This is a genomic window from Pseudomonas sp. FG98 (genome assembly GCF_057808595.1).
In genome coordinates, this window is the sequence record NZ_JBMDIJ010000010.1 from 55,867 (window position 1) to 70,613 (window position 14,747).

12 protein-coding genes are annotated in these 14,747 nt (G+C 61.7%); 4 read left to right on the forward strand and 8 right to left on the reverse strand.

Going from position 1 to position 14,747, the window contains the following annotated elements; all coding sequences use genetic code 11:
* Positions 1–14: 14 nt before the first annotated feature.
* Together ACODSK_RS09805 and ACODSK_RS09810 are read left to right on the forward strand one after the other, a co-directional pair.
* Positions 15–455, forward strand: coding sequence for a hypothetical protein (locus ACODSK_RS09805; protein WP_489015704.1), 441 nt, complete (start codon positions 15–17; stop codon positions 453–455).
* Between the two features lie 20 nt (positions 456–475).
* Entirely contained in the window at positions 476–922 is a 447-nt protein-coding gene (locus ACODSK_RS09810; RefSeq protein ID WP_489015706.1) for an excinuclease, read from the forward strand.
* A 3-nt stretch (positions 923–925) separates the two neighbouring features.
* Here ACODSK_RS09810 and ACODSK_RS09815 read toward each other — a convergent pair whose 3' ends face one another.
* Positions 926–1,813, reverse strand: coding sequence for a LysR family transcriptional regulator (locus tag ACODSK_RS09815; protein ID WP_489015707.1), 888 nt, complete (start codon positions 1,811–1,813; stop codon positions 926–928).
* A gap of 152 nt (positions 1,814–1,965) precedes the next feature.
* On the opposite strand from ACODSK_RS09815, the gene ACODSK_RS09820 reads away from it, so the two are divergent.
* Both ACODSK_RS09820 and ACODSK_RS09825 read left to right on the forward strand, forming a co-directional pair.
* Entirely contained in the window at positions 1,966–3,198 is a 1,233-nt protein-coding gene (locus tag ACODSK_RS09820; protein WP_489015805.1) for an MFS transporter, read from the forward strand.
* Positions 3,199–3,284: 86 nt separating this feature from the next.
* A complete protein-coding gene (locus ACODSK_RS09825; protein ID WP_489015709.1) occupies positions 3,285–4,007 on the forward strand; it encodes a hypothetical protein in 723 nt (240 codons plus the stop codon).
* A gap of 677 nt (positions 4,008–4,684) precedes the next feature.
* Here the strand turns inward: ACODSK_RS09825 and ACODSK_RS09830 are convergent.
* From ACODSK_RS09830 to gltB, 7 genes are all read right to left on the reverse strand, one after another.
* A complete protein-coding gene (locus tag ACODSK_RS09830) occupies positions 4,685–5,767 on the reverse strand; it encodes an IS110 family RNA-guided transposase (protein WP_489015807.1) in 1,083 nt (360 codons plus the stop codon).
* Between the two features lie 541 nt (positions 5,768–6,308).
* Positions 6,309–6,662, reverse strand: a complete 354-nt coding sequence (locus tag ACODSK_RS09835) for a NirD/YgiW/YdeI family stress tolerance protein (RefSeq protein WP_489015711.1) — start codon at positions 6,660–6,662, stop codon at positions 6,309–6,311.
* Positions 6,663–6,772: 110 nt separating this feature from the next.
* Positions 6,773–7,075, reverse strand: coding sequence for a HigA family addiction module antitoxin (locus tag ACODSK_RS09840; protein ID WP_489015713.1), 303 nt, complete (start codon positions 7,073–7,075; stop codon positions 6,773–6,775).
* 8 nt (positions 7,076–7,083) lie between these two features.
* On the reverse strand, positions 7,084–7,362 hold the full coding sequence (locus tag ACODSK_RS09845; RefSeq protein WP_489015714.1) for a type II toxin-antitoxin system RelE/ParE family toxin: 279 nt from the start codon (positions 7,360–7,362) through the stop codon (positions 7,084–7,086).
* Between the two features lie 131 nt (positions 7,363–7,493).
* The gene (gene hemE / locus ACODSK_RS09850) at positions 7,494–8,558 is read right to left on the reverse strand and encodes a uroporphyrinogen decarboxylase (protein WP_489015716.1); all 1,065 of its coding nucleotides are present in this window, start codon (positions 8,556–8,558) and stop codon (positions 7,494–7,496) included.
* A 132-nt stretch (positions 8,559–8,690) separates the two neighbouring features.
* Positions 8,691–10,109, reverse strand: coding sequence for an FAD-dependent oxidoreductase (locus ACODSK_RS09855; RefSeq protein WP_489015718.1), 1,419 nt, complete (start codon positions 10,107–10,109; stop codon positions 8,691–8,693).
* 108 nt (positions 10,110–10,217) lie between these two features.
* Positions 10,218–14,663, reverse strand: coding sequence for a glutamate synthase large subunit (gltB, locus tag ACODSK_RS09860; protein ID WP_489015720.1), 4,446 nt, complete (start codon positions 14,661–14,663; stop codon positions 10,218–10,220).
* Positions 14,664–14,747: the final 84 nt, after the last annotated feature.

Below are 14,747 nucleotides of genomic sequence, written 5' to 3' on the forward strand. Positions count from 1 at the left end.
AAGGAGAGAAAGGAATGTCTTCGATGATTCGCGCGGCCCTGCTGGGCCTGGTGCTGGCCTTCGTGGCGGGCTGTACCTCGAAGCCGGTGATGGTGCCCAAGGAGTTGCTGGTGGTCGGTCACTCCTACACCGACCAGGAAATCCAGCAGGCCATCCTCAAGGCCGTGGCCGAGCGCGGCTGGACCGCGCGTAGCGTCACGCCGGGCCTGGTCCAGGCCGATATCACCGTGCGCAACACCTTCTTCGCCGCCGTCAATATCCACTACAGCCTGAGCAACTTCCGCATCGACTACCGCGACAGCCGCGGCCTCGACTACAACGACGGCAAGATCCATCGCAACTACAACCGCTGGGTCTACAACCTCGATAAAAGCATCATGCGGGAACTGAAGCGCATCGAATCCGATCGGATGGTGCAACGTGCCATCAACGAACAACGCTCCAACAACTACTGACCGCTCTAAGGAAAGAATCCATGCGCCTGAAAACCTGGACCGCCACCACCGCCCTGCTGCTGTGCGCCCTGCCTGGCATCAGCCAGGCCCGGGATACTACGCTCTACCTGCCGTTCGAGAAGGTCGTGCAGCAGATGTACAACGAGGGCAAGCTAGACAAGTCGCTCAAGTTCTACCTGGCCGGCGTGCAGCCCAAGGGAAAGGTCACCGTGCTGAGCCCCAATGCGGTCACCAACAAGAAGACCAACGCCTTCAACAAGTCCGATGAAGAAGCCTGCGAATGGGCCCTGCAAGGGGCGCTGCTAACCATGCAGGACGCCGCGCGCAAGGTGAATGCCAACGCCGTGACCAATATCGTCAGTTACTACAAGAAGAACGAGCGCAAGGACGCCACCACCTACGAATGCCACGCCGGTGCATTCATCGGCGGTGTCGCGATCAAGGGCGACCTGTCCAAGGTCGACTGAGTCCTAGCCTTTACGGGTGAGCAACTCGACGAAGGCCCCGGCCATCGCCGACGCCTGCTCCCTGCGCTGCACCAGCCACACCGCGGTGACCGCATCCTCGTCCAGCAGGGTGCGGTACACCACGCCATCGATGCGCATGCGCTGGAACGACGCCGGCAGCACCGACACCCCCAATCCCGCCGAGACCAGGCCGATGATGGTCATGACTTCCGCCGCCTCCTGGGCGAAATGCGGAGTGAACCCGGCTTGCCGCGCCAGGCTCAGCAACTGGGCATGCAGGCCGCTGCCGTAGCTGCGCGGGAAGAACACGAAGGGTTCATGGGCCAAAGCCGCCATATGGATGCCCGGCTCGTTGCCCTGGGCCAGCGGATGATCGGCGTTCAGTACCGCCACCAGCGGCTCACGCAGCAGTTCGGTGGCCACCAGTGACTCCGGCAGGGGCAACGGCCGCATCAGGCCGACTTCGATGCTTTCATCGAGCAGGGCGTCGGCGACGTCGCGACTGCTCATTTCCTTGAGGTTCAGGTGCACCGCCGGGAAGCGCTGGCGGAAGCGGTAGATCGCCCGGGGAATGCTGGAGTTGAACGGCGCCGAGGAGGTGAAGCCGATCTTCATCTCGCCCAGCTCGCCCAGTTGCGCGCGACGCGCCACATCGGCGGCCTTGTCCACCTGCGCCAGCACCTGGCGTGCCTCTTCGAGGAACAAGCGGCCGGCTTCGCTCAGCTCCACTCGTCGGTTGGTGCGTTCGAACAGGCGCGCGCCCAGCTCCTGTTCCAGGGCCTGGATCTGCTGGCTCAGCGGTGGCTGGGAAATCCCCAGGGCCTGCGCGGCCCGGCCGAAGTGCAGTTCTTCGGCGACGGCGATGAAATACCGCAGGTGGCGCAATTCCATGGAGGCTCCAATAGGTCGTAAAACCTCTTAAACAGGTCGAACAATATATTGGAAGTAATCATTAGCCAGCTATATGATTTTTCTCGTTACCCCTCAAGGCCCATCCCGCCGAGGTCCCCGTGAAAACTGCTGTAGCGCCCCACGCCCACGAAATTCCCCCCGAACCTGTGGCCGACATTGCCACCACGCTCACTGAAACCTGGATCGAAAAAGGCACCCCGGCCTTCATGCGCACGGTGCTGGCGCTGTTCTGCGGCGGCTTCGCCACCTTCGCCCTGCTCTACTGCGTGCAGCCGATGATGCCGCTGCTGTCCAAGGACTTTTCCATCAATGCGGCGCAGAGCAGCCTGGTGCTGTCGGTGTCCACCGGCCTGCTGGCGTTCGGTCTGCTGATCACCGGGCCGATCTCGGACCGCATCGGGCGCAAGCCGGTGATGGTCTTCGCCCTGTTCTGCGCGGCCTTGAGCACCATCGCCAGCGCGCTGATGCCGACCTGGGAAGGGGTGCTGGCGATGCGCGCGCTGGTGGGCCTGTCGCTGAGCGGCCTGGCGGCGGTGGCGATGACCTACCTGAGCGAAGAGATTCATCCGCAGCACATCGGTCTGGCGATGGGCCTTTATATCGGCGGCAATGCCATTGGCGGCATGAGCGGGCGATTGATCACCGGGGTGCTGATCGACTTCGTCAGCTGGCACACGGCAATGCTGGTGATCGGTGGCCTGGCCCTGATCGCGGCGGCGGTGTTCTGGAAGATCCTGCCGGAGTCGCGCAACTTCCGCGCCCGCTCGATGAACCCGCGTAGCCTGCTGGACGGTTTCGTCCTGCACTTCCGCGATGCCGGGCTGCCGTGGCTGTTCCTCGAAGCCTTCCTGCTGATGGGTGCGTTCGTCACCCTGTTCAACTACATCGGCTATCGCTTGCTGGCCGAGCCGTACCACATGAGCCAGGCGCTGGTGGGGCTGCTGTCGATCGTCTACCTGTCGGGCATCTACAGCTCGGCGCAGATCGGCGCCCTGGCCGACAAGCTGGGCCGGCGCCGGGTGTTCTGGGGCACCATCCTGCTGATGTTCAGCGGCATGCTGCTGACCTTGTTCACAGCATTGCCGCTGGTGATCGTCGGCATGCTGGTGTTCACCTTCGGCTTCTTCGGCGCCCACTCGGTGGCCAGCAGCTGGATCGGCCGGCGCGCGTTCAAGGCCAAGGGGCAGGCTTCGTCGCTGTACCTGTTCAGTTACTACGCAGGATCGAGCGTGGCGGGGACGGCGGGCGGGGTGGCCTGGCATTACGCCGGGTGGAACGGGATCGGGGTGTTTATCGGCAGTCTGTTGGTGATCGCCCTCGGGGTGGCCTTGCACCTGAGCAAACTGCCGCCGAAGACGGCTTGAGACCGGCTACCTGTTATTTCTGACAGGCTGCGCTCCGGCAAACCACATGTTCAGATGAAGCCGCCACCCTTCTCTGGACCACGATCATGAAACAGCACATCCGTTGGCCTCTCGGAGTTGTACTTTTCACTTTCGCGCTGTCTGTGCTGTCAGCCCCTTCCACCCCACCGGCCTTGAACGACGGCTATGCCGTCGTCGAGAGCCTGAAGGCACGCTACGCCGATACGGCCAGGGAATGTGCCGACGACAGTCCGGGCCTGAACTGCAACGGCGTGCTGGTCCGCGCGATCAGCCGCTGGGATGACCCGAAGTTCTGGAACCCCACCAGCGACTACATCAAGCGTAATGCCATATCGTTTTCCTACATTCGCGATGGCTGCGGCAACCACGACTTCCCCAAACCCTGCCCCGATCACGGCATCACCGATGTCCATGCCTGGGTGGAGCATGCCTCACAGGTCGGTGAGGGCTTTTTCTGCTATATGGAGCCAACGGCACATTGGTTCCAGTTCAGCATCGATGTTCGCCAGCGCTACGATGACATCGACCGCGGCCGCTGGAACGAGATCGTGGTCGCCGTCTGGCCGCAGGACATCCCCGAGCAACTGCCGATACAAGCGCTGTTCTACTTGGATGACGGCCTGGCCAAAGCGCAGAAGATGCAACAGAGCTTCTTTGCCGCGACAGGAATTTTGCTGCCGATCATCAAGCTCGCGCTGAATGAAAAGGAAATTTTCAGCTACTCGCCGGATGACCAGACGGCGGTGACCTCCCGGCAAAAACAGCAAGCTGCCGCTGAAACGATGTAGATGCAAAACACTGTGGGAGCTGGCTTGTCGGGGCGTCGAACCGCAGCGATGGGCATGGGTACCTACACAACTTCGGGTTTACCCAAACCATCCATGCGACGCGGTCCAGGTAGGAGCTGCTTTAGCTGCGATGGACCGCGCTAGCGGTCCCAATACCATCCCGCACGAGCCTTTGGCCAAGCCGCATCATGGACTCACAGTGCCTGGTCTACCGCGTTTCTCCAGGCTCACTGGATAGACCGGATTTGGGACCGCGCCAGCGGTCCCAAAACCATCCCGCACGAGCCTTTGACCAAGCAGCATCGTGGATTCACCGTGCTCGGTCCGCCGCGTTTTTCCAGGCTCACTGGGTAGACAGGATTTGGGACCGCTGTGCGGTCCTTCGCAGCTGAAGCAGCTCCTATGTATGGACTCACCCACACTGTCTATGTATGGACTCACCCACACTGTCTAGCCGCTCTTGAACAAAGTTGCCCGGTTGCATCTATGTATCAGGCCTATACGAGGAAGCTGTGCGCTTCTGGCCAACATTGGGTAAGCCCGCGGAGTGCCGATTACTTATAGACCTCAAGGGCCGGTAGGAGCTAAGGCATCTAATCCGCGACGGTCTGACCAAGGGTCAATGTTCGTTAGCAGCGGGTGGAGCGCTCAGCGCCCCGGTGGCGGAACTCTGTTGATCAGGAGTTCATGGATGCCTCCTGATTTTTATTCGGTTTACGCTGATAAACCTGTTCGCTTTGCAACAGCACCCAGGCAATACGCAGGTTGCGATTGGCCAACCTGACGGCAGCTTCCTTGGGGCCCAGGCGGGACTTCCAGCGCAGCAGGCGACAATCATCCGGATGCTCCGAGTCAGGACGAACCTGCCTGAGTACGGCATGCGCCCCCTGGATCACAATGCTCCTGATGTAGCCATCACCTCGCTTGCTCATCTTGCCGAGCCTGTTTTTCTCACCACTGCTGTGCTGATCGGGCACCAACCCGAAATAGGCGGCAAACTGCCGTGCATTGGCAAAACGCTCAGGATGCGTCTCCTTGGCGATCAGTGCTGTGGACGTGATTGGCCCAAAGCCGCGTATCGTCATCAATCTCTGCGCGACGGCGTCTTCCTGGGCAATGGTTTTGAGCCTGGCATCAAGGTGCTCGATACGTTGGTTGTGGTACTCCCAGTCGGTCAGCAGTTCATCGAGCAATTCCCGCAGCATTTCAGGCAAGGGGACAGAGGCATCCTCAAGAATCAGCGGAACGCCTTGCCTGATCGGTAAATCACCTTTTGCCAAGGTGATGCCCTGTTCCATAAGCAGGCCTCGTATCTGATTGCCCAGTGCCGTGCAGCGCTTCCCATAACCCCGGCGTGAACGGTGCAAAGCCTGTACAGCCAAGGCCGTGGTGCTTTTGACCGGTACGGACGAGATGTACTGATCTCGACCCGCGCGCAAGATGGCAAGCACGTCATTGCGGTCATTCTTGGGGCCGCAGCGGTGTATCTGTACAGATTGAGCCGGGAGAATGCGAACGGGGTTGCCCTTGCTCTGCAGTTGACGCGCCCAGGCTTGTGCACCTGGTCCGGTTTCCATCAAGACCATCACACTGCAAGGCAGTGCGTTCAGGCACTCGTAAAACGCTTGCCGTGACTTGATTCGGTGCTCGTAGATAACCTTTCCGGTCTTATCTTCGCCCGCCAATTGAAAAACGTTCTTGGCCAGATCAACGGCCAAGACCGCTACATCAGTTGGAGGCACGGAATTGCATTTCGCCATATGCTTGTTCATGGACTCACCCTCGCTGCCGTTGGCTTTTTAGGAACGCCACCGTGGCACTGTGATGCCTCGGCGGGGGTGAGTCCATCCAATTACCGGGATCGCGTCGGCCTTTGCTCAAGATGTGTAGATACCCATGCTCATCGCTGGCAAGCCAGCTCCCACAGGGACTGCGCCGAGCCCAGATACTGTGGCTGGCCCAGAACCCTGTGGGAGTCGGCTCGCCAACGATGAGCATGGGTATCTACACATCGTTAGCTTGGTGCAACGCGGAACGTGTGGGAGCGGCTGTTAGCCGCGATCGGCGGCGAAGCCGTCGTAAAACCTGAGTCCCAAGTCTTTCTGACACACCGAGGTCACCGGTTTTATGGCCGCTTCGCGCCCAATCGCGGCTAACAGCCGCACACAGGGTCTGTGTTACGCCTGATTGAGTTGTGTAGATACCCATGCAACGATGAGACCAGCAGTCACAACATCAATCTGCTTGTCCGCCAACATAGACCATCTCCCACAGGCTCTGTGCATGCATTGGGACTGCTGATCAGTTAACGATCTCGACCACGTCCACATCGATCTCCCGCGACATCAGGTGCTTCTCCACCTCACCGGTCAGCTTGACCTTGGTCTTGTCGTTGAACGCCACCGGCGGCAGGTCTTCGTTGTCGATCTCGACGGTGATGGTGCCGGTGTTGTCCTTGAACTCGTACTTGTCGTCGTTGTTGACCTTCTTGATCACGTAGCCGGTCAGTACCACCGGGGTGTCGTCGGCAGCGTCGTTGGCGGCAGCCACGGTGGTGACCGATTGTGCACCCGGACCGGTGTAGCCGGTGTTGGCCGCCAGGGCTGCGGTGCTGAACAGAGGGGCGAGGATAAGGGCGAGGTAACGGGCTTTCATGGTGCTGATCCTTCTCAAGAGTTGATGGGATCAGATTACCGAGGGCCGCTGAATTGAAGCTTAATCCGCAAAGCAAAATGCCCGGCACCTGTAAGACCGGGCATCCAGACTCAAGCAACCTGTAACCGTTGTACCGATCCTGCAATGGCGTCACCGTGCTCCAACTCGGCTTTGCGCAGGTCATAGGCCGTCTGCAAGTTGAGCCAGAACTCCGGAGTGGTATCCAGACAAATGGCGAGGCGCAGCGCCATGTCCGCAGAAATGCCGCCTCGCTCCAGCAAGATGTTGTTGACCGTCGGGGCGGATACGCCCAAGGCACGCGCCAAGGCCGAAGCGCTGAAGCCCATTTCACGCTGATAGTCTTCCCGAAGTACCTCTCCGGGATGTACCGGTCTCATGCCGTTCTTGAACATGCTTCACCTCAGTGGTAGTCGGCGATCTCGACATTTTCAGGACCGTTTTCGGTCCATACGAAACACAGGCGCCATTGATCGTTGATTCTGATGCTGTGCTGTCCGGCACGATCACCGCGAAGGGACTCCAACCTGTTTCCTGGCGGTGAACGTAGATCCCGCAACTCGCCAGCAGCATCCAGGGCTGCGAGCTTGCGCTCGGCGACAGACTTGATATCCGTCCAGCGTCGCGTTCTTCCAGTGGTAAAAAGTAATTCCGTGTCGTTACATGCGAAGCTTCGAATCATATTTCGTAACGCTTAACGTTATTAATTAAGCTCAAGTATACACGCCCAAAATAAAAACGGCACTGCCCCGTTCAAGGGAAGTGCCGTTCTTGCTTGGCGAATAGTCCCGGCACTTGCCGGGCGTTTCGCTTTTACTGGTGATACTGCGCCGAAAGCTCATGCACCGCATTGATGAACACACCCGCATGCTCCGGATCGACTTCCGGGGTGATGCCGTGGCCGAGGTTGAACACGTGACCCGAGCCCTGGCCGTAGCTGGCGAGGATGCGCGCGACTTCGGCGCGGATGGCCTCGGGCTTGGCGTAGAGCACGGTCGGGTCCATGTTGCCTTGCAGGGCGACCTTGTCGCCGACGCGGCGGCGGGCGTCGCCGATTTCGCAGGTCCAGTCCAGGCCGAGGGCGTCAGCACCGGCTTCGGCGATGCTTTCCAGCCACAGGCCGCCGTTCTTGGTGAAGAGGATCACCGGCACCTTGCGCCCTTCGTGCTCGCGGATCAGGCCGCTGACGATCTTGCGCATGTAGGCCAGGGAGAACTCCTGGTACGCCGCCGCCGACAGGTTGCCGCCCCAGGTGTCGAAGATCTGCACCGCTTGCGCGCCGGCCAGGATCTGGCCGTTGAGGTAGCTGGTGACCGACTGCGCCAGCTTGTCGAGCAGCAGGTGCATGGCCTGCGGGTTGTCGTAGAGCATGGCCTTGGTCTTGCGGAAGTCCTTCGACGAGCCGCCTTCGACCATGTAGGTGGCCAGGGTCCATGGGCTGCCGGAGAAGCCGATCAGCGGTACACGGCCGTTCAGTTCGCGGCGGATGGTGCTGACCGCGTCCATGACGTAGCCGAGGTCCTTTTGTGGATCAGGGATCGGCAGGGCTTCGATGTCGGCCAGGCTGCTGACCACTTTCTTGAAACGCGGGCCTTCGCCGGTCTCGAAGTACAGGCCCTGGCCCATGGCGTCGGGGATGGTGAGGATGTCGGAGAAGAGGATCGCGGCGTCCAGCGGGTAGCGGTCCAGCGGTTGCAGGGTCACTTCGCAGGCGAATTGCGGGTTCATGCACAGGCTCATGAAATCCCCGGCCTTGGCGCGGCTGGCACGGTACTCCGGCAGGTAGCGGCCGGCCTGGCGCATCATCCACACCGGGGTGACGTCTACAGGTTGCTTGAGCAGGGCACGGAGGAAACGATCATTCTTCAAGGCAGTCATGTCGGCATCCGGAAAAAAAGTGCGGGCATTTTCTCAGACGGACAAAGAAAAGGCACGGTGCTTACCGTGCCTTTTGTCTATCAGAATGCCTCAGGTCAATAGTTTTTGTTGTAGGACCCAGTGGGCGGCAAATCAGACGCCCAGGTAATCGAGGATCCCTTCCGCCGCATTGCGGCCTTCGAAGATCGCCGTCACCACCAGGTCGGAACCGCGGACCATGTCGCCACCGGCGAAGATCTTCGGGTTGCTGGTCTGGTGCTTGAACTTGCCTTTTTCCGGGGCGACGACGCGGCCCTGGCTGTCGGTCTGGATGTCGAACTGCTCGAACCACGGCGCCGGGCTCGGACGGAAACCGAAGGCGATGACCACGGCATCGGCCGGGATGATCTCTTCGGAGCCCGGGATCGGCTCGGGGCTGCGACGGCCACGGGCATCCGGCTCGCCGAGACGGGTCTCGACCACCTTCACGCCTTCGACCTTGTCTTCGCCGATGATGGCGATCGGCTGGCGGTTGTAGAGGAACTTGACGCCCTCTTCCTTGGCGTTCTTCACCTCTTTGCGCGAGCCAGGCATGTTCGCCTCGTCGCGGCGGTAGGCGCAGGTCACGGCCTTGGCACCCTGGCGGATCGAGGTACGGTTGCAGTCCATCGCGGTGTCACCACCGCCGAGAACGACGACCTTCTTGCCCTTCATGTCGACGAAGTCTTCCGGCGACTTTTCGAAGCCCAGGTTGCGGTTGACGTTGGCGATCAGGAAGTCCAGGGCGTCATGCACGCCTGGCAGGTCTTCGCCGGGGAAGCCGCCCTTCATGTAGGTGTAGGTGCCCATGCCCATGAATACGGCATCGTATTCGGCGAGCAGTTGCTCCATGGTCACGTCCTTGCCCACCTCGGTGTTCAGGCGGAACTCGATGCCCATGCCGGTGAAGACTTCGCGGCGATTGCTCAGCACGGTCTTTTCCAGCTTGAACTCGGGGATGCCGAAGGTCAGCAGACCGCCGATTTCCGGGTTCTTGTCGAACACCACCGGAGTCACGCCGCCGCGCACCAGGATGTCGGCACAGCCGAGGCCCGCAGGGCCGGCGCCGATGATGGCGACGCGCTTGCCGGTCGGCTTGACCTTGGACATGTCCGGACGCCAGCCCATGGCGAAGGCGGTGTCGGTGATGTACTTCTCCACCGAGCCGATGGTCACGGCGCCGAAGCCGTCATTGAGGGTGCAGGCACCTTCGCAGAGACGGTCCTGCGGGCACACGCGGCCGCAGACTTCCGGCAGGGTGTTGGTCTGGTGCGACAGCTCCGCCGCCGCGAGGATGTTGCCTTCGGAAACCAGCTTCAACCAGTTGGGGATGAAGTTGTGTACCGGGCACTTCCACTCGCAGTACGGGTTGCCGCAACCCAGGCAGCGGTGGGCCTGCTCGGCCGACTGCTGGGGCTTGAAGGGTTCGTAGATCTCGACGAACTCTTTCTTGCGCTGGCGCAGCAGCTTCTTCTTCGGATCCTTGCGCCCGACTTCGATGAACTGGAAGTCATTACTCAGACGTTCAGCCATTTTTCAAAACCTCTTTACCGCAGTTGCTAGCTTCAAGCTGCAAGCTGCCAGACGATCACGTTTAGCCGGCGAGCCTCGCGCTGGGCGAGGTCGCCGCTTGCAACTGCGTTATTGCGGGTTGGCCCGGGTGCTGGAGAGCAGGTTCTTCAGGTTCGCCGCCTTCGGCTTGACCAGCCAGAAGCGACGGACGTAGTCATCCAGGTTTTCCCAGAGCTCACGGCCCCATGCACTTCCGGTCTCTTCGACGTACTCGGTCAGCACGCGGTGCAGATGGCTGCGGTAAGCCTCCATCGCCTCGCCGGTGATCCGCTGGATTTCCACCAGTTCATGGTTCAGCTTGTCGACGAAGCTGTTGTCCATGTCCAGCACGTAGGCGAAACCGCCCGTCATGCCGGAGCCGAAGTTGTAGCCGGTCTTGCCCAGGACGCAGACAAAACCACCGGTCATGTATTCGCAGCAGTGATCGCCAGTGCCTTCGACGATGGCGTGGGCACCGGAGTTGCGCACCGCGAAACGCTCGCCCGCGGTACCGGCGGCGAACAGCTTGCCGCCAGTGGCGCCGTACAGGCAGGTGTTACCGACAATGGCGCTGTCCTGGGTGGCGAACGGGCTGCCGGCTGGCGGCACGATGGTCAGCTTGCCACCGGTCATGCCCTTGCCGACGTAGTCGTTGGCGTCGCCTTCCAGGTGCATGTTCAGGCCGCCGGCGTTCCACACGCCGAAGCTCTGGCCTGCAGTGCCCTTGAAGCGGAAGGTGATCGGCGCCTTGGCCATGCCCTGGTTGCCGTGCAGACGGGCGATCTCGCCGGAGATCCGTGCGCCGATGGAACGGTCGCAGTTGCAGATATCCAGTTCGAACTCGCCGCCGCTCTGGTCGCGAATGGCCGGCAGGGCCATGTCGACCATCTTCTCGGCCAGCGTGCCCTTGTCGAAAGGCGGGTTGCGGTCGACCTCGCAGAACTGCGGCTTGTCGGCCGGCACGTGGGAGCTGCCCAACAGCGGGCTGAGGTCGAGGTGTTTCTGCTTCTCGGTTTCACCCGGGAGCATTTCCAGCAGGTCGGTACGCCCGATCAGCTCGCCGAGGCTGCGCACGCCCAGCTTGGCCAGCCATTCACGGGTTTCCTCGGCGATGTAGGTGAAGAAGTTCACCACCATGTCGACGGTACCGATGTAGTGGTCCTTGCGCAGCTTGTCGTTCTGGGTGGCCACGCCGGTGGCGCAGTTGTTCAGGTGGCAGATACGCAGGTATTTGCAGCCCAGGGCGATCATCGGTGCGGTACCGAAGCCGAAGCTTTCGGCGCCGAGGATGGCCGCCTTGATCACGTCGAGGCCGGTTTTCAGGCCGCCGTCGGTCTGTACCCGGACCTTGCCGCGCAGGTCGTTGCCACGCAGGGTCTGGTGGGTCTCGGCCAGGCCCAGTTCCCACGGGGCGCCGGCGTACTTGATCGAGGTCAGCGGCGAAGCACCGGTACCGCCGTCATAACCGGAGATGGTGATGAGGTCGGCATAGGCCTTGGCCACGCCGGCGGCGATGGTGCCGACACCGGCTTCCGCCACCAGCTTGACCGAGACCAGCGCCTGCGGGTTGACCTGCTTGAGGTCGAAGATCAACTGCGAGAGGTCTTCGATCGAGTAGATGTCGTGGTGCGGCGGTGGCGAGATCAGGGTCACGCCCGGAACCGCATAGCGCAGCTTGGCGATCAGGCCGTTGACCTTGCCGCCTGGCAGCTGACCGCCCTCGCCCGGCTTGGCACCCTGGGCGACCTTGATCTGCAGCACTTCGGCGTTGACCAGGTACTCGGGGGTGACACCGAAGCGACCGGTGGCGACCTGCTTGATTTTCGAGCTGCGGATGGTGCCGTAGCGCGACGGGTCTTCGCCGCCCTCACCGGAGTTGGAGCGCGCGCCCAGGCGGTTCATCGCCTCGGCCAGAGCTTCGTGGGCCTCCGGCGACAGTGCGCCGAGGGAGATACCGGCGGAGTCGAAGCGCTGCAGGATGGCTTCCAGCGGCTCGACTTCGGCCAGGTCCAGGGCCTGCTCGGCGGTCTTGACCTTGAGCAGGTCGCGGATCATCGACACCGGACGGTTGTCCACCAGTGCGGTGTATTCCTTGAACTTCTCGTAGTCGCCCTGCTGCACGGCGGCTTGCAGGGTGTTGACCACGTCCGGGTTGTAGGCGTGGTATTCGCCACCGTGGACGAACTTCAACAGACCACCCTGCTGGATCGGCTTGCGCGCGCTCCAGGCTTCGGCGGCGAGCAGCCTCTGCTCGTTCTCGATGTCGACGAAGCGCGCGCCCTTCAGGCGGCTGGCCACGCCACGGAAGCTCAGGCCGACCACTTCTTCCGACAGGCCGACCGCTTCGAACAGCTGGGCGCCACGGTAGGAAGCGATGGTGGAGATACCCATCTTCGACAGGATCTTCAGCAGGCCCTTGGAGATGCCCTTGCGGTAGTACTTGAAGACTTCGTCCAGGTCGCCCAGCACTTCGCCGGTGCGGATCAGGTCGGCCAGCACTTCATAGGACAGGTACGGATAGACCGCGGAAGCACCGAAGCCGAGCAGCACAGCGAAGTGATGCGGGTCGCGGGCGGTGGCGGTTTCGACCAGGATGTTGCTGTCGCAACGCAGGCCTTTTTCGGTCAGGCGGTGGTGCACGGCACCCACGGCCAGCGACGCGTGGACCGGCAGCTTGCCCGGAGCGATATGACGGTCGGTCAGCACCAGTTGGGTCTTGCCGGAACGCACGGCCTCTTCGGCCTGGTCGGCGATGCTGCGCACCGCGGCTTCCAGACCCAGGCTTTCTTCATAGTTGAGGTCGATGATGTGGCGCTCGAAACCGGGACGGTCGAGGTTCATCAGCGAACGCCACTTGGCCGGCGAGATCACTGGCGAGCTGAGGATCACCCGCGAGGCGTGCTCCGGGGACTCCTGGAAGATGTTGCGCTCGGCACCGAGGCAGATCTCCAGCGACATGACGATGGCTTCGCGCAGCGGGTCGATCGGTGGGTTGGTCACCTGGGCGAACTGCTGGCGGAAGTAGTCGTAGGTCGAACGCACGCGCTGCGACAGGATCGCCATCGGCGTGTCGTCGCCCATCGAGCCGACCGCTTCCTGGCCCTGCTCGCCGAGCGGACGCAGGACCTGGTCACGCTCTTCGAAGGTGACCTGGAACATCTTCATGTATTGCTTGAGCTGGTCGGCGTCGTAGCTGGCCACGCCCTGGTCGTCGCTGAGGTCGGCCTGGATGCGCAGGGCATTCTGGCGCAGCCAGCGCTTGTACGGGTGGCGCGACTTGAGGCGGTCATCGATGGCGTTGGTGTCGAGGATCTGCCCGGTCTCGGTGTCGACGGCAAAGATCTGGCCCGGACCGACACGGCCCTTGGCGATGACGTCTTCCGGCTTGTAGTTCCACACGCCGATTTCCGAGGCCAGGGTGATGTAGCCGTTCTTGGTGGTGACCCAGCGCGCCGGGCGCAGGCCGTTGCGGTCGAGCAGGCAGACCGCGTGGCGACCTTCGGTCATTACCACACCAGCCGGGCCGTCCCACGGCTCCATGTGCATGGAGTTGTATTCGTAGAAGGCGCGCAGGTCGGCGTCCATGGTCTCGACGTTCTGCCAGGCCGGCGGAATGATCATCCGCACGCCACGGAACAGGTCGATGCCACCGGTGACCATGAGTTCGAGCATGTTGTCCATCGAGGACGAGTCGGAGCCTACGCGGTTGACCAGCGGGCCGAGCTCTTCCAGGTCCGGGATCAGTTCGTTCTCGAACTTGGTGCGACGGGCCTGGGCCCAGTTGCGGTTACCGGTGATGGTGTTGATCTCGCCGTTGTGGGCGAGGAAGCGGAATGGCTGCGCCAGCGGCCACTTCGGCAGGGTGTTGGTGGAGAAGCGCTGGTGGAAGACGCAGATCGCGGTCTGCAGGCGCTCGTCACCCAGGTCCGGATAGAAGGCGGCGAGGTCCGCCGGCATCATCAGGCCTTTATAGATGATGGTCTTGTGCGAAAAGCTGCAGATGTAGTGGTCGCTGTCTTCGGCGTTGGCCACCGAGGAGCGACGACGGGCGCTGAACAGCTTGATGGCGAATTCCTGGTCGCTCAGGCCTTCACCGCCGATGAACACCTGCTCGATCTGCGGCAGGCGCTCCAGGGCCAGGCGGCCGAGTACGCTGGTGTCGATCGGCACCTGGCGCCAGCCCACCAGTTGCAGGCCGGCGGCGAGGATCTCGCGGTTCATGTTTTCGCGGGCGGCTTCGGCCTTGGCGCTGTTCTGGTTGAAGAACACCATGCCCACTGCGTATTGCTTTGGCAGTTCGTTGCCGAAGGTCTCCTTGGCGACGGCACGCAGGAACTGGTCGGGCTTCTGCATCAGCAGGCCGCAACCGTCACCGGTCTTGCCGTCGGCATTGATCCCACCGCGGTGGGTCATGCAGGTCAGGGCTTCGATAGCAGTTTGCAAAAGGTGGTGGCTGGGTTCGCCCGTCATGTGGGCGATCAGACCAAATCCACAGTTGTCCTTGAACTCTTCGGGATGGTACAGACCTGTTTTCATAGACACTTTCTCACCAGGTTCGCCTCTCAAGTAGGCAAATCTCTTTTAATTCAACCACTTACCATCCACGCCGAACGAACGCCA